The organism is Sphingobium agrisoli (assembly GCF_041877245.1).
In the GTDB taxonomy this organism is placed as follows: Bacteria; Pseudomonadota; Alphaproteobacteria; order Sphingomonadales; family Sphingomonadaceae; genus Sphingobium.
Genome location: NZ_JBHDJI010000001.1, coordinates 65,310 through 84,678, shown reverse-complemented (window position 1 = coordinate 84,678; position 19,369 = coordinate 65,310). Strand labels below are relative to the sequence as shown.

General features: G+C 65.9%; 19 protein-coding genes. 9 read left to right on the top strand and 10 right to left on the bottom strand.

Annotation, left to right across the window (positions count from 1 at the left end; translation table 11 throughout):
- Positions 1-36: 36 nt before the first annotated feature.
- A complete protein-coding gene (gene mfd, locus ACETPF_RS00360) occupies positions 37-3,498 on the bottom strand; it encodes a transcription-repair coupling factor (protein WP_373932293.1) in 3,462 nt (1,153 codons plus the stop codon).
- A gap of 141 nt (positions 3,499-3,639) precedes the next feature.
- Positions 3,640-3,903: an FAD assembly factor SdhE gene (locus ACETPF_RS00355; protein ID WP_373932292.1), complete on the bottom strand. Its 264-nt coding sequence runs from the start codon at positions 3,901-3,903 to the stop codon at positions 3,640-3,642.
- Between the two features lie 88 nt (positions 3,904-3,991).
- On the opposite strand from ACETPF_RS00355, the gene recG reads away from it, so the two are divergent.
- Positions 3,992-6,055, top strand: a complete 2,064-nt coding sequence (gene recG, locus ACETPF_RS00350) for an ATP-dependent DNA helicase RecG (RefSeq protein ID WP_373932291.1) — start codon at positions 3,992-3,994, stop codon at positions 6,053-6,055.
- Positions 6,056-6,292: 237 nt separating this feature from the next.
- Here recG and uvrC read toward each other — a convergent pair whose 3' ends face one another.
- The 7 genes from uvrC to ACETPF_RS00315 all read right to left on the bottom strand — a co-directional run bounded on the left by uvrC (position 6,293) and on the right by ACETPF_RS00315 (position 11,707).
- Positions 6,293-8,206 (bottom strand): excinuclease ABC subunit UvrC, encoded by a 1,914-nt coding sequence (uvrC, locus tag ACETPF_RS00345; RefSeq protein WP_373932290.1) that lies wholly within the window; start codon positions 8,204-8,206, stop codon positions 6,293-6,295.
- Positions 8,207-8,256: 50 nt separating this feature from the next.
- Positions 8,257-8,979, bottom strand: a complete 723-nt coding sequence (locus ACETPF_RS00340; RefSeq protein WP_373932289.1) for an SDR family NAD(P)-dependent oxidoreductase — start codon at positions 8,977-8,979, stop codon at positions 8,257-8,259.
- 107 nt (positions 8,980-9,086) lie between these two features.
- Positions 9,087-9,701, bottom strand: coding sequence for a F0F1 ATP synthase subunit B family protein (locus ACETPF_RS00335; RefSeq protein WP_373932288.1), 615 nt, complete (start codon positions 9,699-9,701; stop codon positions 9,087-9,089).
- Complete coding sequence (locus ACETPF_RS00330; protein ID WP_373932287.1) at positions 9,694-10,188, bottom strand: F0F1 ATP synthase subunit B family protein; 495 nt, start codon at positions 10,186-10,188, stop codon at positions 9,694-9,696. Before ACETPF_RS00330 ends, ACETPF_RS00335 begins: the two co-directional genes overlap by 8 nt.
- Before the next feature lie 89 nt (positions 10,189-10,277).
- The gene (locus ACETPF_RS00325) at positions 10,278-10,505 is read right to left on the bottom strand and encodes a F0F1 ATP synthase subunit C (RefSeq protein WP_004207392.1); all 228 of its coding nucleotides are present in this window, start codon (positions 10,503-10,505) and stop codon (positions 10,278-10,280) included.
- Positions 10,506-10,549: 44 nt separating this feature from the next.
- Positions 10,550-11,335, bottom strand: a complete 786-nt coding sequence (locus ACETPF_RS00320; protein ID WP_373932286.1) for a F0F1 ATP synthase subunit A — start codon at positions 11,333-11,335, stop codon at positions 10,550-10,552.
- 30 nt (positions 11,336-11,365) lie between these two features.
- Complete coding sequence (locus ACETPF_RS00315) at positions 11,366-11,707, bottom strand: AtpZ/AtpI family protein (protein ID WP_373932285.1); 342 nt, start codon at positions 11,705-11,707, stop codon at positions 11,366-11,368.
- A gap of 185 nt (positions 11,708-11,892) precedes the next feature.
- On the opposite strand from ACETPF_RS00315, the gene ACETPF_RS00310 reads away from it, so the two are divergent.
- From ACETPF_RS00310 to ACETPF_RS00275, 8 genes are all read left to right on the top strand, one after another.
- On the top strand, positions 11,893-12,198 hold the full coding sequence (locus tag ACETPF_RS00310) for a metalloregulator ArsR/SmtB family transcription factor (protein WP_373932284.1): 306 nt from the start codon (positions 11,893-11,895) through the stop codon (positions 12,196-12,198).
- A gap of 55 nt (positions 12,199-12,253) precedes the next feature.
- Entirely contained in the window at positions 12,254-12,988 is a 735-nt protein-coding gene (gene recO / locus ACETPF_RS00305) for a DNA repair protein RecO (protein WP_373933028.1), read from the top strand.
- 49 nt (positions 12,989-13,037) lie between these two features.
- Positions 13,038-14,081: a 3-isopropylmalate dehydrogenase gene (leuB, locus tag ACETPF_RS00300; protein ID WP_373932283.1), complete on the top strand. Its 1,044-nt coding sequence runs from the start codon at positions 13,038-13,040 to the stop codon at positions 14,079-14,081.
- Positions 14,082-14,142: 61 nt separating this feature from the next.
- Positions 14,143-15,135, top strand: coding sequence for a threonine dehydratase (locus ACETPF_RS00295; protein ID WP_373932282.1), 993 nt, complete (start codon positions 14,143-14,145; stop codon positions 15,133-15,135).
- Positions 15,132-16,340, top strand: a complete 1,209-nt coding sequence (locus ACETPF_RS00290; RefSeq protein ID WP_373932281.1) for a trans-sulfuration enzyme family protein — start codon at positions 15,132-15,134, stop codon at positions 16,338-16,340. Before ACETPF_RS00295 ends, ACETPF_RS00290 begins: the two co-directional genes overlap by 4 nt.
- Positions 16,341-16,371: 31 nt before the next feature.
- Positions 16,372-16,782: a Co2+/Mg2+ efflux facilitator ApaG/CorD gene (apaG, locus tag ACETPF_RS00285; protein ID WP_373932280.1), complete on the top strand. Its 411-nt coding sequence runs from the start codon at positions 16,372-16,374 to the stop codon at positions 16,780-16,782.
- A complete protein-coding gene (locus ACETPF_RS00280; RefSeq protein WP_373932279.1) occupies positions 16,779-17,570 on the top strand; it encodes a LysR family transcriptional regulator in 792 nt (263 codons plus the stop codon). Before apaG ends, ACETPF_RS00280 begins: the two co-directional genes overlap by 4 nt.
- Positions 17,571-17,576: 6 nt before the next feature.
- Positions 17,577-18,074 (top strand): hypothetical protein, encoded by a 498-nt coding sequence (locus tag ACETPF_RS00275; protein WP_373932278.1) that lies wholly within the window; start codon positions 17,577-17,579, stop codon positions 18,072-18,074.
- Positions 18,075-18,080: 6 nt separating this feature from the next.
- On the opposite strand, the gene ACETPF_RS00270 is transcribed toward ACETPF_RS00275, so the two are convergent.
- Positions 18,081-19,361 carry a serine hydrolase gene (locus ACETPF_RS00270; protein ID WP_373932277.1) on the bottom strand — a complete coding sequence of 427 codons (1,281 nt, stop codon included), beginning with the start codon at positions 19,359-19,361 and terminating at the stop codon, positions 18,081-18,083.
- Between the last annotated feature and the right edge of the window lie 8 nt (positions 19,362-19,369).

Here is a 19,369-nt window from a genome sequence, read left to right as displayed (position 1 = left end):
CAAGCGCGCGAGGGGAGGGGAGGTTCCGAAGCCGGTTCAGCCGGCCGCCTTTGCCAAGCCTTTCGACAGTTGGAGCGCACCGTTGAGCCGCGCTTGCGGGTCGGCCCAGGCGCGGTTGACGACGACCTTGCTGTCGGGGCGCAGGCGGGCGACGCCGTCCAGCTTCTGAATGTAGGCGACGAGGTTTTCCGGCTTCGGAAAGCGATCCTCGAAGAAGCTCACCAGCGCGCCCTTCGGCCCGACATCGATCTTGGCGATGTTGGCGGCGACGCAATTCTGCTTGATCTCGATGATCTTGAGCAGGTTTTGCGTCGGCAGCGGCAGCTTACCGAAACGGTCGATGAGTTCGGCGGCGAAGGATTCAAGCGCCTGCCGATCCTCCAATTCGTTGATGCGGCGATAAAGACCCATGCGCAGGTCAAGGTCGGGCACGAATTCCTCGGGGATGAGGATCGGCGCGTCCACGGTGATCTGGGGCGAAAAGTCCTCGCTGCGGCGCTCGGCGGCGATGCCGCCCGCCTTGGCGTCCAGGATCGCGTCCTCCAGCATCGACTGGTAGAGTTCGAAGCCAACCTCCTTGATGTGGCCCGACTGCTCGTCGCCCACGAGGTTGCCCGCACCGCGAATGTCGAGATCGTGGCTCGCGAGCTGGAATCCCGCGCCCAGCGTGTCGAGATCGGACAGCACTTTGAGGCGCTTTTCGGCCGTGTCGGTGATGATCCGGTTGGCCGGCGTGGTCATATAGGCATAGGCTCGCGTCTTGGAACGGCCGACGCGGCCGCGGAGCTGGTAGAGCTGGGCAAGACCGAAGCGGTCGGCGCGGTGGATGATGAGCGTGTTGGCGCTGGGGATGTCGAGGCCCGATTCCACGATGGTGGTGGACAGCAGCACGTCGTAGCGCTTGTCGTAGAAGGCGGACATGCGCTCCTCGACCTCGGTGGCGCTCATCTGGCCGTGGGCGACGATGGGCTTCACCTCCGGCACATCGGTGCGGAGGAACTCTTCGACCTCGGTCAGGTCGGCGATGCGGGGGACGACGAAGAAGCTCTGCCCGCCGCGATAATGTTCGCGTAGCAGCGCTTCGCGGATGACGACCCCGTCCCAAGGCATGACATAGGTGCGGACCGCCAGGCGGTCGACAGGCGGGGTCTGGATGACGGAGAGTTCGCGCAGGCCCGACATCGCCATCTGGAGCGTGCGGGGAATGGGCGTGGCGGTGAGCGTCAGGACATGAACGTCGGTCTTGAGGGACTTCAAGCGTTCCTTGTGTGTCACGCCGAAGCGTTGCTCCTCGTCCACGATGACGAGGCCGAGGCGCTTGAACGCAATGCCCTTGGCAAGCAGAGCGTGGGTGCCAACGACAATGTCGATGCTGCCGTCGGCCAGGCCCGCCTTCACTGCCTTCGCCTCCTTGTCCGGGACGAGGCGGGAGAGGCGGCCGATCTCGATCGGGAAGCCGCGGAAACGGTCCACGAAATTCATATGATGCTGGCGCGCGAGCAGGGTGGTGGGGCAGATGACGACGACCTGCATCCCCGCCATCGCGGCGACGAAAGCGGCGCGCAGCGCGACCTCCGTCTTGCCGAAGCCCACATCGCCGCAGACCAGCCGGTCCATCGGCTTGCCTGCGCCAAGGTCTTCGATCACGTCGCTGATGGCGCGATCCTGGTCGTCCGTCTCCTGATAGGGGAAGCGATCGACGAAGGCGGGGTAGCCGGCATGGTCCGGTTCCGCGACCGTGGCGGGGCGCAGCGCGCGGGCGGCGGCGGTTTTCAGCAGTTCACCCGCGATTTCGCGGATGCGCTCCTTCATCTTGGCCTTACGCCGCTGCCACGCCTCGCCACCCAGCTTGTCGAGGCTTACGCCATCCGTCTCCGACCCGTAGCGGGAGAGGACTTCGAGATTTTCGACCGGCACGTAGAGCTTGTCGCCGCCCGCATATTCCAGCGCGACGCAATCATGCGGCGCTTTCGCCACGGGGATTTGCGTCAGGCCGTCATAGCGGCCGATGCCGTGATCGCGGTGAACGACAAGGTCGCCGGGGGTGAGGGTGGCGAGTTCCTGGAGGAAGGCGTCGGCGCTCTTCTTGCGCTTGGCGCGGCGGACGAGACGGTCGCCCAGCATGTCCTGTTCGGTAAGGACGGCTACGTCGGGCGCGGTGAAGCCATGGTCAAGGCCGAGGACCATGAGCGTGACCCGGCCATCGGCGGCGAGGCCCAGTGCCTCCTGCCAGTCGTCGGCCAGGGCAAGGCGGGCGACGCCATGGTCGGCGAGCAGGCCGGAAAGGCGTTCGCGCGCGCCGGCCGAATAGCTGGCGATGACGACCCGCTTCTTCTGGCGGCGCAGCGCGTCGATATGCTTGCCGACGGCTTCGTAGATATTGGCGTTCTGCGCGCGTTCGGGGGTGAAATCGCGCGGGCCGTCCACCGCGAAGTCGAGCACGGTCGCGCTTTCCGGTTCGTGGAAGGGCGTGGTCGCGTGCATGGGTTCGCTCGCCACAGCGGCGTCCCATTCTGCGGCGTTGAGATAGAGCGCTTCCGGTTTCAGCGGGCGATAGGAACCGGGATCGGCGGACTTCGCCTGGACCCTGTTGGCGTGATAGTCTCGGATCGCCTCGAATCTGCTGTCCGCCGCGCCCGCGACGCCATGGTCGCGCACAATGACGGCATCGCCCAGATGGTCGGTGAGGGGGACTAGTTTCTCTTCGAACAGCGGGAGCCAATGCTCCATGCCGGCGAGGCGGCGGCCGTCGCTGACTGCCTGATAGAGCGGGTCGCCCGTTGCGGTCGCGCCGAAGGTTTCGCGATAGCGCAGGCGGAAGCGCTTGATCGTATCCTCGTCCAGCAGCGCTTCGGAGGCGGGGAGGAGGGTGAAGCCGTCGACGGCCCCGGTCGTACGCTGGTCGGCGGGGTCGAAGCGGCGGACGGTCTCGATCTCGTCGCCGAAGAAGTCGAGGCGAAGCGGCTGCTCCTCGCCGCCGGGGAAGAGGTCGACAATGCCGCCGCGAATGGCGAACTCGCCCCGGTCGTGCACCGTATCGGTGCGGACATAGCCGTTCGCCTTGAGCATCTCGGCCAGACGCTGGATCGCGATCCGCTCCTTGGGCGCGAGCTTTGCGACCAACTGCCGGACGCGGAAGGGAGTGAGCGTGCGCTGGGTCATCGCCGCCAGCGTGGTGACGACGAGCTGCGGGCCTTTGGATTTGGCCTGCAGGGCATAAAGGCCGGCAAGGCGGGCGGAGGCAGCGCGCAAAGAAGGACTGGCGCGGTCGTAGGGGAGGCAGTCCCAAGCCGGAATGTCGATCACCTCCAGCTCGGGCGCGAAGGTCGGCGCGGTGTCGGCGACGGCGCGGGCCTGCTGCTCGTCGGCGGCGATGAAGACGGCACGTGTCGGGGCGGCCCGGGCGAGGTCGGCGAGGAGCCAGGGCTGGAAGCCGGCCGGGATGCCGGAGAGGGTCAGAGGGGCGGAGGCGCGGAGGATTTTGGCGAGGTCGGTCATTTTTTTCTCATTCATCCTCCCCTGAAAGGGGAGGTGGCAGGCCGAAGGCCTGACGGAGGGGTGTCGCGCTATCGAGGGGGTGACACCCCTCCACCACGCCCTTCGGGCGCGGTCCCCCTCCCCTTGCAGGGGAGGATGACGTCAGACGATCTTGATGAAATCGAGCTTCAGGAAGCGGTCCATCATCGGGCCTTTCCATTCTTCCGGCACGGGAATAGTGCCAAGCGCCCAGCCCATGATGTCGGCGTCCTGTTCTTCCATGAAGCGCTCGAACCAGGCGGCTTCTTCTTCGTTCCATGTCGTGCGATAGCGGTCGAAAAAGCCACCGACGGTATAGTCCGCTTCCCGCGTACCTCGGTGCCACGCGCGGAACTTCAGGCGGCGCAGGCGGGGATCATCGTTCACAATTTGTTCCTTGGCGGGACATGGCATAGCCCGCCGATCGGGCGTTTGTCACACCGTCCCGGCTGGGCTAGATGCGGGTCAGATAGCCATGCGACCCGATATTCTCAATCCGCTCTTTGCCGAAATATCCCTCTTCAAGGGGGTAGGCCCCGCACTCGCGCGGCCGCTGGAGCGGCTGGGGCTTGCGCGGGCGGTGGACGTTGCTTTCCATCTGCCGGTGAGCTGGGTGGATCGGCACCTGACAGACGCGCTCGACATGGCCGATGCGGGGCGGGTAATTGGGACGATCCTGACCCCGATCGACTATCGGGCGAGCGGCAGCGCGCGTGCGCCGTTCCGGGTGCAGGCGGTGGACGGGCGGGGCAATGGCGTCAGCCTCGTCTATTTCGGCAAGAACAGCGCCTGGCCGCGCAAGCTGCTGCCGCTCGGCGAACCGAAATTCGTGTCGGGCAAGCTGGAAGCCTATGGCGAGAACCTCCAGATCGTACACCCCGACCATGTTCTGCCGCCCGAGGAGGCGGGCACGATCCCGCCGCGCGAACCGGTCTATGGCCTGTCCGAAGGGCTGACCAACAACCGGATGCGCGACCTGGTCGTGCAGGCGCTGGCGCGCGCGCCCGACCTTTCCGAATGGATAGAGCCCAGCCTGCTCGGTGGAAAAGGCTGGCCGGGCTGGCGCGAGGCGCTGGCGCGCGTCCATGCCGATCCCTCGGACGCCGTGGCACGCGAGCGGCTGGCCTATGACGAGATTTTTGCTGGGCAACTGGCGCTGATGCTGGTGCGGCAATCGTCGCGGCGCAGGCGGGGCGTGCCCATAGAGGGCGACGGGCGGCTGCGCGCAATGCTGACGCTTCCTTTTGCGCCGACCGGCGCGCAGCGGCGGGCGATTGCCGAGATCGAGGGCGACATGGCGCAGACGACGCCGATGCTGCGGCTGCTCCAGGGGGATGTCGGATCGGGCAAGACCTTGGTGGCGCTGATGGCGCTGCTGAATGCGGTGGAGGCGGGGATGCAGGGGGCGATGCTGGCCCCGACCGAAATATTGGCGCGGCAGCATTATGAGACGCTGCGGAAAATGGCCGCTGGCCTGCCCGTCGAGATCGCCATCCTGACCGGGCGAGAGAAGGGCCGCGTGCGGGAGGCGACCTTGATGGGGCTCGCCGATGGCAGCATCGACATTCTCGTCGGCACCCACGCCATCTTTCAGGAAGCGGTGCAGTATAAGCGGCTGGGCCTCGCGGTGATCGACGAGCAACATCGGTTTGGTGTCGCGCAGCGGATGATGCTGGCGAACAAGGCGGAACGCGCGCCGCATCTGCTGGTGATGACAGCGACGCCGATCCCCCGCACCCTGACACTGACCTACTATGGGGAGATGGACGTTTCCCGCCTGGACGAGATGCCGCCGGGGCGGCAGCCGATCCAGACGCTCGTCATGTCGGCCGGCCGGCTGGACGAGGTGGTCGAGGCGCTCGCCCGCCATGTCGAGAGTGGGGGACAGGCTTACTGGGTGTGTCCGCTGGTGGAGGAGAGCGAGACCAGCGACCAGGCGGCGGCCGAGGCTCGGGCGGAGTCCTTGAAACTGCGATTCGGGGATCGGGTGGGCCTTGTCCACGGTCGGATGAAGGGGCCGGAGAAGGACGCGGCGATGGAAGCCTTTGCCGTCAACCGGACGCAGATATTGGTGGCGACGACGGTCATCGAAGTAGGGGTAGACGTGCCCAACTCGAGCCTGATCATCATCGAGGGGGCGGATCGCTTCGGCCTCGCGCAACTGCATCAGTTGCGCGGCCGCGTGGGGCGAGGGGACAAGCCATCGGTTTGCATATTGCTGCGCGGCAACGCGCTGGGCGAGACATCGCGGGCGCGGCTGGCCCTGATGCGCGAGAGCAACGACGGTTTTCGCATCGCAGAGGAGGATCTGAAGCTGCGCGGCGCGGGCGAGGTGCTGGGCACGCGCCAATCGGGCGAGGCGGTGCTGAAGCTGGCGAGCCCCGAGCATGTAGCCGCGCTGGTCGACGCGGCTCGGGACGACGCGCGCCTGCTGATCGAACGGGATGGCGGGCTGGACAGTGCGCGGGGACAGGCGGCGCGGACCTGCCTTTACCTTTTCGAGAAAGATGCGGCGGTGGGGCTGTTGCGAGCCGGGTGAGCCCCGTTCCGCGGTCGCAGTCGAGCCGATGGACGCCGCATTTTTCGGCGACCAGCCGAGCGTCCGAACGAACGTCATCTGGACCCTGGGCCATCGTGACCCGGATACGATTGTTACGCACTTGCGCCGGTCGGCGTTCGACCGGTTCAACCGCGCCGCCCGGTTGCGGCGCTTCTTAAGCGACGGCGCCGCCCCGGCAAGCGGGTCTATATCCTACCTCTATCATGCGCTTCCGCGTCACCCGTGGAAATAGTCATAAACCTGCTGCGCCACCGCCTTAGACACGCCCGGCGCGCGTTGCAGATCTTCGAGCGCAGCGTCTCTCACCGCGCGAGCCGTGCCGAAATGCATCAGCAGCGCCTTCTTGCGCGCGGGGCCGATGCCGGGCACTTCGTCCAGCGAGGAAACGGTGATCGCCTTGCTGCGCTTCGCCCGGTGGGCACCGATGGCGAAGCGGTGCGCCTCGTCGCGTAAGCGCTGGAGGTAGAAGAGGACGGGGTGGTTCAACGGGAAGGTAATTTCCCGCCCGTCCATCAGGTGGAAAACCTCGCGCCCTTCGCGGCCATGATGCGGCCCCTTGGCTACGCCGATCATGGTGACGTCCTCGATCCCCATTTCCTCCAGCATCGTTCGCGCTGCGGACAGCTGCCCCTTGCCGCCATCGATCAGGACCAGATCGGGCCATTCGCCGCTTTCGCGATCGGGGTCTTCCTTCTGCGCGCGACCGAAGCGGCGTTCGAACATCTCGCGCATCATCGCGAAATCGTCGTTGCTGATCTCGGGGTTTTTCATGTTGAACTTGCGATAGGCGTTCTTGCGGAACCCCTCCGGCCCCGCCACCACCATCGCGCCCAGCGCGTGCGCGCCCTGGATATGGCTGTTGTCGTAGATTTCGATGCGGTCGGGCACGCCCTCCAGCCCGAAGGTTTCGACCATTTCGTCCATGATTCGGCCCTGGCTGATCGATTCCGCCAGCCGCCGGTCGAGTGCCTCCACCGCGTTGCGCTGCGCCTGCTTGATGAGGCGGGTGCGGTCGCCGCGCTGGGGCACTTCGATGCGGACACGGCTGCCGGCCCGCTCGGTCAGCGCCTGCGACATGAGTTCGCATTCGGCGGGCTCGCGATCGGCGAGGATAAGCTTGGGTGGCGGCACTTCCTCGTAAAATTGCGCCATGAAGCTCTCCAGCACCTCTTCCGTCGCCACGTCAGCAGTGTGCACGGGAAAGAAGCTGCGATGGCCCCAATTCTGGCCTCCGCGAATGAAGAAGGCCTGGATGCACATCGCCCCGCCTTTCTCCGCCAGCGCAAAGATGTCGGCATCGCCCAGCCCCTCGGCATTGATCGCCTGGCTCCCCTGGATGAAGGTCAGTGCTTTGAGCCGATCCCGGATCACCGCCGCCTGTTCGAAATCCATCGCGTCCGACGCCTGCTGCATCGCCGCGCCCAGCTTCTTCTGCACGGCGGTCGACTTGCCGCCCAGGAAATCCTGCGCGTCGCGCACCAGTTCGGCATAGCCCGCCTCGTCGATCCGGTCGACGCACGGCGCCGAGCAGCGCTTGATCTGATAGAGCAGGCAAGGGCGCGAGCGGTTGGCGAAGAAACTGTCGGTGCACGACCGCAGCAGGAACAGCTTTTGCAGCGCGTTGATCGTGCGAGTCACCGATCCCGCGCTCGCGAACGGGCCATAATAGCGCCCCTTCGCCTTGCGGGCGCCGCGATGCTTCTGCACCCGGGGAAACGCATGATCCTCGCGCAGCAGGATGAAGGGGAAGCTTTTGTCGTCGCGCAGCAGCACATTATAGGGTGGTCGGTAGCGCTTGATCAGCTGCGCCTCCAGCAGCAGCGCCTCGGCCTCGCTGTTGGTGGTGACGATGGTCATGCTGCGAGTCTGCGCGACCATGCGCTGGAGCCGCTTGGGCAGGCGATCGACCTGGGTGTAGTTGGCGACGCGGTTCTTGAGCGCCCGCGCCTTGCCGACATAGAGCACGTCGCCCCGCGCGTCGTGCATCCGATAGACGCCGGGACGGATCGGCAGCGTTTTCAATACGGTGCGGATCGCCGCCACGCCGGTGTCGATGTCCGGCTGGCTGCCGGTGACGGTGTAAGTCGCCTTGTCTTCGTTGAAACGGTCTGGGGATTGCGGGCCGGACATGCCTTTCCAGATAGCGTGGCCGGCCTGTTTGGCAATGGTCACGGCCGCGCTCAGAAGGGGACGACCGCGCCGTCCCAGGCCAGGCACTGCCCCGACTTCTCCGGCGTCAGAGCATCCAGCACCGAAAGCAAACACTCGGCCGCGTGGTCCGGCGCGAACAGCCTCCCGTCCGCGACACTGCGTTGAAATGGCGCGGACAGGCTGGTATCGACGGTGCCGGGATGCAGCGTCACCGCAATCCCTTCCGGGTTGATCCGCGCCAGCTCGACAGCGACGTTGCGGATGATCATGTTGAGCGCGGCTTTAGACGCGCGGTAGGCGTACCAACCGCCGAGCCGATTGTCGGATATGGAGCCGACCCGCGCCGACAAAGCGGCAAAGACCAGCCGGCCGGAGCGGGGCGGGCGAGCAAGCATATGTTTGGCGATCAGCGCAGGGCCGGTCGCGTTGATCGCGAAAAGGCGCGCATAGGCATCGGCGCTTTGTGCCCGCAGCGACTTTTCCGGCTGGATCGCGCCATCATGCAGCGTCCCGGTCGAGACGATGATCAGGCGTGGCGGCGCATCGGCCATGATCCGCGCTGCGGCTTCTATCGCGGATTCGTCCTCCAGGTCGAACCGGAATGGCACGATCTTGCCGATTCGCGGCACGAGCGTTCGGGCGCCGGCATAGACGGTTGCCACGTCATCCCGAGCCGCAAGCTGCCGGACCAGCGCCCCACCAATGCCGCCGCTCGCGCCGAAAACACATGCTGTGACAGGGGATGACTTCATTCCCTGGGCTTAGCGTCGCCGCGAGGAAACGGCGACATGGCCGACGGGGCAAGCGCAAAGGGCCGGCGCGTAAACGAGCCGGCCCATTTGTCAGCGATCGAACCGGATCAGTTGATCGTGCCGAGCCCGCCAATGGCCCGATCGACCAGCGCCTTGTCGGCCTGCGCGTCATGGCCCTGCGCGATCAGCGTTGCGGCGGCAGCGGTGGCAGCATTCACAGCCTTCGCGCGAATTCCCGCGATCGCCGCGCGTTCGGCCGCGCCGATCTTGTCCTCGGCCATTTTCTGGCGGCGGACGACGAGTGCTTCGGCATTGACCTTGGCATCCTGGATCAGCGCTTCGGCCTCATGTTCGGCGGCAGACCGCAACGCGTCCGCCTCGCTCGCGGCTGCGGCGAGCTTCGCCTCATATTCACCCTTCAGCGCTTCGGCTTCGGCGCGCAGCTTGGACGCTTCGGCCAACTGCTCGCGAATCTGAGCGATCCGGCCGTCGAGTGCCTTGCCGATCAAAGCGGGCACCTTCTTGACGAGCAGTATGGCGATGAACACCGCCATCGCCAGGCTGACCCAGGCCGTCGCGTCCATGCCCACCGCCTTGGGATCGGTGTGGGGCGCCACGCCTTCATGGGCGGCGGTGCCGGTCGGCTCCAGCCCTTCGGCATGGATCGCCTGGTCAAGGTTCGGGGTCTCTTCCCCGTGCTGCTGTGCTGCTGCCTCAGCCATGGGCCAGTGCCGCCTTTACTGCGTTGCGGGCCGCTTCCTCCGACGCTTCCACGCCGGAGATGCGCGCCACCATGTCGCGCGCCGCATCGGCGGCGACGGTTTCGATCTGCGTCAGCGCCGCGTCGCTTGCGGCTTGGATGCGCGCCTCTGCGGCGGCGATCTTCGCCGCCACCTCGGCATCGACGGCCGCCAGCTTCGTTTCCGAAGCCTTGGCCGCGTCCGCCTTCGCCTGTGCCACGACTGCCTGCGCGGCGGTGCGGTTCTGGGCGTCGCGGACCTTGTAGTCAGCTTCGGCTTCGTCGGCGCGGGCGAAAGCCGCCTTGGCCGCGTTCAGGTCGCCCGTGATCTTCGCGTCGCGTGCGTCCGCCGTGCCCTGCACCTTTGGCACCATGCCAAGGCCGATGACGAAGAAGACGAAGCCGAACGTCAGCAGCAGCCAGAATATCTGGCTGGAATAGGTTTCGGCGATTTGCGCGATTTGAGGCATTTTACGGGGTCCGTCCGGTCAGAGGGCGGTCAACAATATCGACGATCGGACGCGCGACAGCCAGCGCCGCGTGTCCGATCGCCTGTAAATCAGGCCACGAACACCAGGATCATGGCGATGACGAACGCCAGCAGACCCAGAAGTTCCGCCGCGGCGAAACCGATGAACAGGCGGCCCTGCTGGCCGTCGGCAGCGCCCGGATTGCGCAGCGCGCCTTCCAGGAAGCTGCTGAACACGTTGCCCACACCGAGGGCGGCGATGCCCGCACCGATGGCGGCCAGGCCAGCACCGAGCAGCTTTGCGGCTTCTGCGTCCATGTCGTAAACTCCTTTGTTAAATCAGTTGAAAAGGTTGGAAGTAATCAGTGAAGATTTTCGGCGTCGTTCAGATAGACCGACGTCAGCAGCGCGAACACATAGGCCTGGATGACCGCGACCAGCATTTCGAGCGCGCTGATGCCGATCATCAGGATGAAGCTGGCCGAACCGACGGTGAAGCCGAGCAAAGGCGACGCGTTCGCACTGTTGATGACGAAGCCGGCAAGCACCTTCAGCAGCACGTGACCGGCGGTCATCGCGACGAAGAGTCGCAGGCCAAGGCTGAACGGGCGGACCATGAAGGACACCAGCTCGATGAAGAAGAGCGGAACGACCATCAGCGCCGGGGTGCCGTGTGGCACGAACAGCGAGAAGAAGTGCAGGCCATGCTTGGCGAAGCCCACGATCAGCACGATCGAGAAGCTCATGATTGCGAGCACGCCCGTTGCCGTGAAATGACTGGTGAAGGTGAAGGGGTGGAGCCCGAACAGGCCGAGCGGCAGCAGACCCAGCAGGTTCGCCAGCAGGATGAACATAAACAGCGAAAATACGTAGGGGATGTACTTCCGGCCCTTGTCGCCGATATTGGCGATCAGCAGGTTCTTGATGAAGCCGGTCATATATTCGACCGCCATCTGCCAGCGTCCCGGCACCAGTTCGCGCTTCATGCCGCCGACGACGAAGATCCACAGCACCAGCGCGGCGAGCACCATATAGAGCGCGCTGTTGGTGAAGGCGATGTTGAAGCCGCCGATCGACAGATGATCCGTACCGAACAAAGGTTCGATGGCGAATTGGTGCATCGGATCGATTTTGCCGGATTCTGCCACGGTGACCCCTGTAACGCTTCGCTAGTCGGACTAGGGTGAGGACGGTCCCTGTTCGTCGGGACGCTTCACCGTCGTCAATCTGATGATGTTCCTGAACGCCGCCACGATCCCAAGACCGAGTAAAACGAGCAGAAGCCATGGGGATGTACCAAACAGCCGGTCCAAGACCCAGCCGATCAGCGCACCGCCGACAAGACCACCGATCAGTTCCGCGAGCACTCGGTTGCCGAGGCGGGTTCCATCGTCCGCCGCCTGCTCCGTCGCCCCCTGCCTGACCTTTTCGGCATGCTCGGCCCGCGCGATCCGTTCTTCGAGTGAACCGATCCGCGCGTCCTCCCCCGCCGGGTCCTGTCCGGGTGTGTCCGCCGCCATGGTCATCCTTCCGCGCTATCTCTATCGCGGGGGCATGACGTTCGGCGGTGCACCCGTCAAGGCGACGCCCCTCTAGGAAGGGTCTGCCGGCGAGTCAACCCGCGCGAAGGCCAGAAATTCCGCCATTTGTCGCTGAGCGCCCAAAGGGATTGCACAGCGATATTTTCTTATTTAGCTAAATAGCCATGGACCGGATTTTCAAAGCACTGGCGTCCGAGCCGCGGCGGCGCATCCTGCGCTATCTGACGGCGGAGCCGATGACGGTGGGCGAGATCGCCGACAATTTCGAGATGACGATGCCGTCAATCTCCAAGCACTTGGCCGTTTTGCGCGAGGCGGGGTTGGTGCGCGAGCGCAAGCATGGTCAATATATGCTCTACACGCTGGAAAGTGAGCAATTGACGAGCGGGCTATATCGCTTCCTCGCTGATTTTTGCGATCAGGCAAGAAGCATCGCTGATGGACAGGGAAAGGGTCGACGGCGCGAATGACCGCCCTTGGCATCATGGCCTTTCTGCCATGGGCGAGGAACGCTATCTGATAAACATGCCCAGCTTCGTCACCTCCGGGATTATATGTGCCGTGCGGCATCATGGCGAGCATGGCGCGATCGCGCGGCTGCTGACCCCCGACCATGGGCTGACGCCGGGTTATGCGCGTGGCGGCCGGTCGCGGGCGATGCGGCCGGTGCTGCTGCCGGGCAATGTGGTGAAGGCCGAGTTTCGCGCGCGTACCGAGGAGCAGCTTGCGGGCCTGACCGTCGAACTCGCCCATAGCCGCGCGCCGCTCCATGCCGAGCCGCTGCCCGCCGCCGCGATCGCCTGGAGCTGCGCTCTGACCGCCGCCACCCTGCCCGAGGCGACGCCCTATCCCGCGCTGCATCAGGCGCTGGGCGGCCTGCTTGACGCGGTGGAAGCGGCGCCGGCGGCGCGCGGCTGGGCGGTGGCGCTGGTGCGCTACGAATTGCTGCTGCTCGCGAAACTGGGCTTTGGTCTAGACCTTACCCGCTGCGCCGCGAGCGGAGATGCAACCGATCTCGCTTATGTCAGCCCGCGCAGTGCCGCCGCCGTCAGCCGCCAGGCCGCAGTTGGCTATGAAAACCGCCTCCTGCCGCTTCCGCCTTTCCTGCTGGAGGGCGGCGCAGGAGACTGGACCCAGATCCTCGACGGGTTGCGCCTCACCGGCTTTTTCCTTGAACGCTCGCTGTTGACAGACCGCCGTGCCGATGTGCTGACCGCGCGCGAAAGGCTGGTGGAGCGTCTGAAAAGGGCGGTTGCGTGAAACCTCCTGTCTTCATAAGGGGCAGCGACGCAATTTAAGGAGTGCCGCCATGCTCATCGCCCTGTTCGCCGGAGACGGCATCGGTCCCGAGATCGTCGTCCAGGCGAAGCGGGTGCTCGATGCGCTGGCGATCCGCGGCCTGACCTATGAAGAGGGGCTGGTTGGCGGAGCGGCCTACAAGGCGGTGGGGCATCCTCTTCCCCCGGAGACCCTCGACTTGGCGAAGCGCGCGGACGCCATCCTGTTCGGCGCCGTAGGCGATCCCGATTGCGACGCGCTGGAACGGCACCTGCGGCCCGAACAGGCGATATTGGGCCTCCGCAAGCATCTTGGCCTCTTCTCCAACCTGCGCCCGGCCAAGGTATTCCCCGAACTCGCCGACGAATCCGCGCTGAAGCCCGAAGTCGCCGCTGCCATCGACCTGCTGATCGTGCGCGAGACCAATGGCGACGTCTATTTCGGCGAAAAGGGCTTCCGCACCACCCCTGACGGCCTGCGCGAAGGCTATGACGTCATGTCCTATAACGAGGCCGAGGTCCGCCGCATCGCCCATGCGGGCTTCCAGGCGGCACGCGCCCGGCGGGACAAGCTCTGCTCGGTGGACAAGGCCAATGTGCTGGAAACGAGCCAGTTGTGGCGCGATACGATGATCGAGGTGGCGAAGGAGTATCCTGATGTCGCGCTCAGCCATATGTATGTCGACAACGCCGCGATGCAGCTCGTACGCAACCCCGGCCAGTTCGATGTTATCGTCACCGGCAACCTGTTCGGCGACATCCTGTCCGATCAGGCGAGCATGTGTGTCGGATCCATCGGGATGCTGGCGTCCGCGACACTGAACGAGAGCAACCAGGGGCTGTTCGAGCCGATCCATGGTTCCGCGCCCGACATTGCCGGCACGGGCAAGGCCAACCCGCTTGCCACCATCCTGTCGGCGGCGATGATGCTGCGCTATTCACTGAACCTGCCCGAGCAGGCCGACCGGATCGAGGCAGCGGTGGCGAAGGCACTGGCCGAAGGGGCACGGTCTCCCGACCTTGGCGGCAGCATGTCCACCGTGGAGATGGGCGACGCGGTGCTGGCGGCGCTCTGACCGGGCCAGTTCCGCCGCATCGGTCCTGTCCTGCGTCGGGCTGCATCGATAAGGGCGGGCGATGACCGACCTCTCGCTTCCTTCGCTCCGCGCCGCCGCCGCCATGGTGCATGCGCACGTCCCGCCGACGCCGCAATATGCCTGGCCGCTGCTCGCCGCGCGCACCGGCTGCGACCTCTGGGTGAAGCATGAGAATCACCTGCCCACCGGCGCGTTCAAGGCGCGCGGGGCTATCACCTATATCGACTGGTTGCGCCGCGTCCATCCCGAGGTGACGGGCATCATCACCGCGACGCGCGGCAACCACGGGCAGGCGCAGGCGCGAGCCGCGACCGCCGCCGGACTCAGCGTCACCATCGTCGTGCCGCACGGCAATGCGCTGGAGAAGAACGCCGCGATGCGCGCTTTCGGCGCGACGCTGATCGAGCATTGGCATGACTTCGACAGCGCGAAGGCCGAAGCGGCCCGCTTGTCTCGCGAGCAGCGGCTGTTCATGGTCCCGCCCTATCATGACGAGCTGGTGCGCGGCGTCGCAAGCTATGGCCTCGAACTGTTCGATGCGGTGGCGGACATCGACACCGTTTATGTGCCGGTCGGCTGCGGATCGGGCCTGTGCGGCACGATCGCCGCGCGCGACGCGCTGGGCCTTGGGACCAAGGTCATCGGCGTCGTCTCAGCCCATGTCGATGCTGCTAAGCGGAGCTTCGAGGCGGGCCGGCTCATTTCCTCGCCTACCGCCTATACCTTCGCCGATGGGGTGGCAGTCTGCACCCCCGTCCAGCCGGCGCTCGACTATTTCGGTCCGCGCGCCGACCGCTTCGTCGCTGTCACCGACGATGAAGTGGCCCAGGCGATCCGCGTCTATTGGGAGGACACCCATAATCTCGCCGAAGGGGCGGGCGCGGTCGCGCTCGCCGCGCTGCTTCAGGAAAAAGATGCAATGCGCGGCAAGCGGGTTGCGGTAATCCTGTCGGGCGGTAATGGCGACAGAAGCCAGATGGCCGAAATATTGGCGGGCGGCACGCCGAAAGTGGACATGCGGAAAGCAATATGAAGCGCAAGAGCGGACAGGACCGGGAGATCACGAAAAACTGGAAGCCGGCGACGCTTGCCGTGCGCGGCGGCACTGCGCGCACCGAATATGGCGAAACGTCCGAAGCGCTCTTCCTGACCAGCGGTTATTGCTACGACCGGGCCGAGGATGCCGCCGCGCGTTTCGCCGGTGAGCAGGTCGGCATGACCTACAGCCGGCTCCAGAACCCCACCGTCGAGATGCTGGAACAGCGCATCGCCCTGCTCGAAGGGGCGGAGGCGTGCCGCGCCACCGCCACCGGCATGGCGGCAATGACCGCCGCTTTGCTGTGCCAGCTTTCCGCCGGCGACCATGTCGTCGCGGCGAAAGCGGCGTTCGGCTCCTGCCGCTGGCTGACCGACACGCTGCTCCCCCGCTTCGGCGTCGAAACCACCACGATCGACGCGCACCGGACCGAGGAATGGGAAAAGGCGATCCGCCCCAATACGAAGGTCTTCTTCTTCGAAACCCCCGCCAACCCAACCATGGATCTGGTCGATCTGGAGGCCGTGTGCGCCATCGCGAAGGCGCATGGCGTCACCAGCGTGGTCGACAATGCCTTCGCCACCCCGGCGCTCCAGCGGCCGATGGATTATGGCGCTGATGTCGTTGCCTATAGCGCGACCAAGATGATGGACGGCCAGGGCAGGGTGCTGGCCGGCGCGATCTGCGGCACGCAGGACTGGATCACGAACGTGCTGCTGCCCTTCCACCGCAACACCGGGCCGACCCTTGCTCCCTTCAATGCCTGGGTGGTGCTCAAGGGGTTGGAGACGCTGGACCTGCGCATTCGCCGCCAGAGCGAGAATGCGCTGAAGGTTGCAACCTTCCTCGAAACCCGCCTGCCCAAGGTGCTCTATCCCGGCCTCGCCAGCCATCCCCAGCACGCGCTGGCGAACAAGCAGATGCAACTCGCCGGCCCGATCTTCTCGCTCTACACCGGCGGCGGCCGGGCGGAGGCGCATGGGCTGCTCAACGCCCTGCAACTGGTCGATATCAGCAACAATATCGGCGATTCGCGCTCGCTGATGACCCATCCGGCCTCCACCACCCATTATGGCATGGCGGAAGCGGCAAGGCTGGAGGTCGGCATCACCGAGGATATGTTGCGCCTCAATGTGGGCCTCGAAGACCCCGATGACGTGATCGCCGACCTGGATCAGGCGCTGCGGGCGATAGGGCGTTGACGGGCGCGGGGGCAGGGCGCATTTCTCCGCCATGACCAGCAGCACCCTCGCGCTTTTCCCGTTCCACGCGATGACCCGCGACATCGGCGTGCATGTCGCCGTGACCTATCTGCCCGAACAGTCGGAGCCGGACCGGGGGCGCTGGTTCTGGGCCTATCATATCCGTATCGAAAATCGCGGCGACCAGCCGGTGCAGCTTCTGACCCGCCACTGGATCATCACCGATGGGCGCGGCGCGCAGCACCGGGTCGATGGCGACGGCGTGGTCGGCGAGCAGCCGGTGGTGCAGCCGGGCAAGAGCTACGACTATGTCTCGGGCTGCCCACTCGGTACGCCCACGGGCTCCATGAGGGGCAGCTATCGCATGATCGGCGTCGATGGCGATATGTTCGATGTCGCCATTCCGCATTTCGCGCTGGTCGCCCCGGCGGTGGCCGAATGAAGCGCACCCATCTGCCGCTCAACGGCCTGCGCGTTCTTGACGCGGCCGCGCGGCACCTGTCCTTCACCCGCGCCGCCGACGAGCTGGCGGTGACGCCGGCAGCTGTCGGGCAGCAAATCCGCGCGCTGGAGGATATGCTGGGCGTCGTCCTGTTCCGCCGCACGCCCAAGGGGCTGGAACTGACACCCGAGACCGAGGCCGGCCTTGACGCGCTGCGCGCCGGCTTCCTGGAGTTCGAGGAAGCGGTGCGCGCGATGCAGGCCGGACAGTCGAGCAATGCGCTCACCATCGCCGCGCCGCGTGATATCACCGCGAAATGGCTCCAGCCGCGCCTCGCCGCTTATGCCGCCAGCCAGCCGGACCTCAGCTTCCAACTCATCGCGGCGGACGAGGCCCTCGATTTCACGGAGGCCAATCTGGACCTCGCGCTGCGCTTCTCCGACGGGGCGGGCGAGCATGAAGGGGTTAAGATCGGCGAGGCCGCCTACGTCACCGTGGAGGCTGCGGCGGGCGGCCCCGATCACCGCATCGACTGGCCCGGCTGCCCGGCGGGCGACAAGCCCGCGATCATCCGTGTCGCGGACGGTGGCCTTGCCATCGAGGCCGCCGCCAACGGCTTTGGCCGCGCGAGCGTGCCGCTGCTGCTCGCCCAGGCGGATATTGAGGCGGGGCGGGTGCGGCAGGTCGGCGACACTGATCCGACGAGCCAGGCTTACTGGCTGATCGCGCCTTTGCCCCAATGGCGGCAAAAGAAGGTCAAGGCGTTGGTCGAGGCGCTGACGGGGTAAAGTGCGATGATGAAACACGGGATGACGATGGCGCTGGTCGCCGTTATGGCTCTGTCGGCCTGCAACTCTGGCGAGCAGGCTACGATCGCCGCGCAGAAGCCCGACAATGTGACCGCTGCTCCGAATGCCGCGGCCAATGTTGCCGAAGCACCGGCCGACAACGCCGTCGATGGCAATGCGTCGGCGGCAGGCGACCCGGAAAGCCCGCTCTACGGAGACTGCTATTTGCGGATCGACGGCAAGGTCTATCTCGACATCAAGAAGGACTGTCCCATCTTCCCGCTCCGTGACGGGCAGGGCAGCCTGATCCTGAACTCCGATGGTGAAAATGAGGTCAAAGGCTATTTCGCCTATCTGACGCCCAATGGCGACGGCACCGCAGGCGCGAGCTGGAACGAGGAGCCTGGGGCTACCCACGCGCAGGCGCAGCTTTCCGAAAAGCTCAAGCGCGACGGTGCCTGCTGGGCCGACGAGCGGGTCCGCATTTGCGCTATGAAGCGCTAATCCCGCCTATCGATCCGCCAGCAGGTTGAGCGCCCGCGTCATCAGTGCCACGAACTGCGCTTCCTCGACCCGCGCGGCCGGATTGTTCCACATGCCGCTCATCGCATACCAGCGGCCGTCCTGCCCCTGCGCCAAGAAGTTCATGGCCATGACACCCGGTTCGCTGCCGCCTTTGTAGCCCAGATAGCGCCAGCGCTTGGCGTCGGCGGGCGCGATGCCCGGACTGACTGCCAGAATCGGCAGCGCCTCGCCGCCCCGCCGCCTCAACCAGTCGAGCAGGCCGATCATGTCGCGCGGCGAAGCGAACCATTCGATGCTTTCGATCGCGGTCGGCACCTCGGCGACGCTGCCGACATCGACGTTCGCCGCCGTGAGCCGCGCGGCCGCCTCGCTCAGCAGCGCACGCCGGCCCTCTGGCGATGCGGCTTCGTAGCGCCGGCGAAGATCGGCATTTCCCGGCATCTTGAGCGCGAAGGCTTCGGCCGTGGTCAGCACCGGAAGCGTTTTTCCGGCAGCCGCATGGCCGGTCGCGGCCAGCATCGCATCGACCTTCTCCCGCCCCAGCACCTGCATCAGCGTGTCCGCCGCGCTATTGTCGCTTTCTGCAATCATCGCGGTGGCGAGGCTGTGCAGCGTAATCGGCGCGCCATCGGGCCACTGCATCAGCCGCCCGGAAAAGCTCTTCGGACCGAGCGGCGCAACGTCACTCCAGCGCCGTTCGCCCGCCGCTGTCGCGCGGACCATTTCGGCGAGCAGATAAAGTTTGAAGCTGGAGCCGGTCGCCATCTGCGGGTCGGCGTCGCGCGCATACAGCAGGCGCGGCGCGCCATCCTCCAGCAGCGCGACGGCAAAGGCGGTCCGGCCGGGGAGAGTGGCGATGTCAGCCATCACCTTGTCCATGCTGTCCTGAGACACCTTGGCCCCGACGATATGCAGTCCGACGACCCGACTAGGCGCTTGCGGCGCGACAACCAGCGTGAAGCCCACCGTCGCGCGCTCATACCGCACCTCGACCTGACCCGCCGTATCGCTCGTCCGGCTGACCGCGCCCAGCGCCAGCGGCTTGCCATGCTGCGCGCGCAGATCGGCGGCGATGGTCCGCCAGCGGTCGACGGGCACGGCTTCCAGGAAGAGGGTGGAGAAGAAATCGGTCTCCTCGCCAGGGGCGGTGAGGACGCGGACGAGTTGAGCAGCGCGCGCCTGATAGGCGGGGGAGGGTGCAGCCTGCGCGCCGGCAAACAACATGGCGATTACCACCCACAAGCCCGCCATGATACGCGCCGCCATGGACTAGG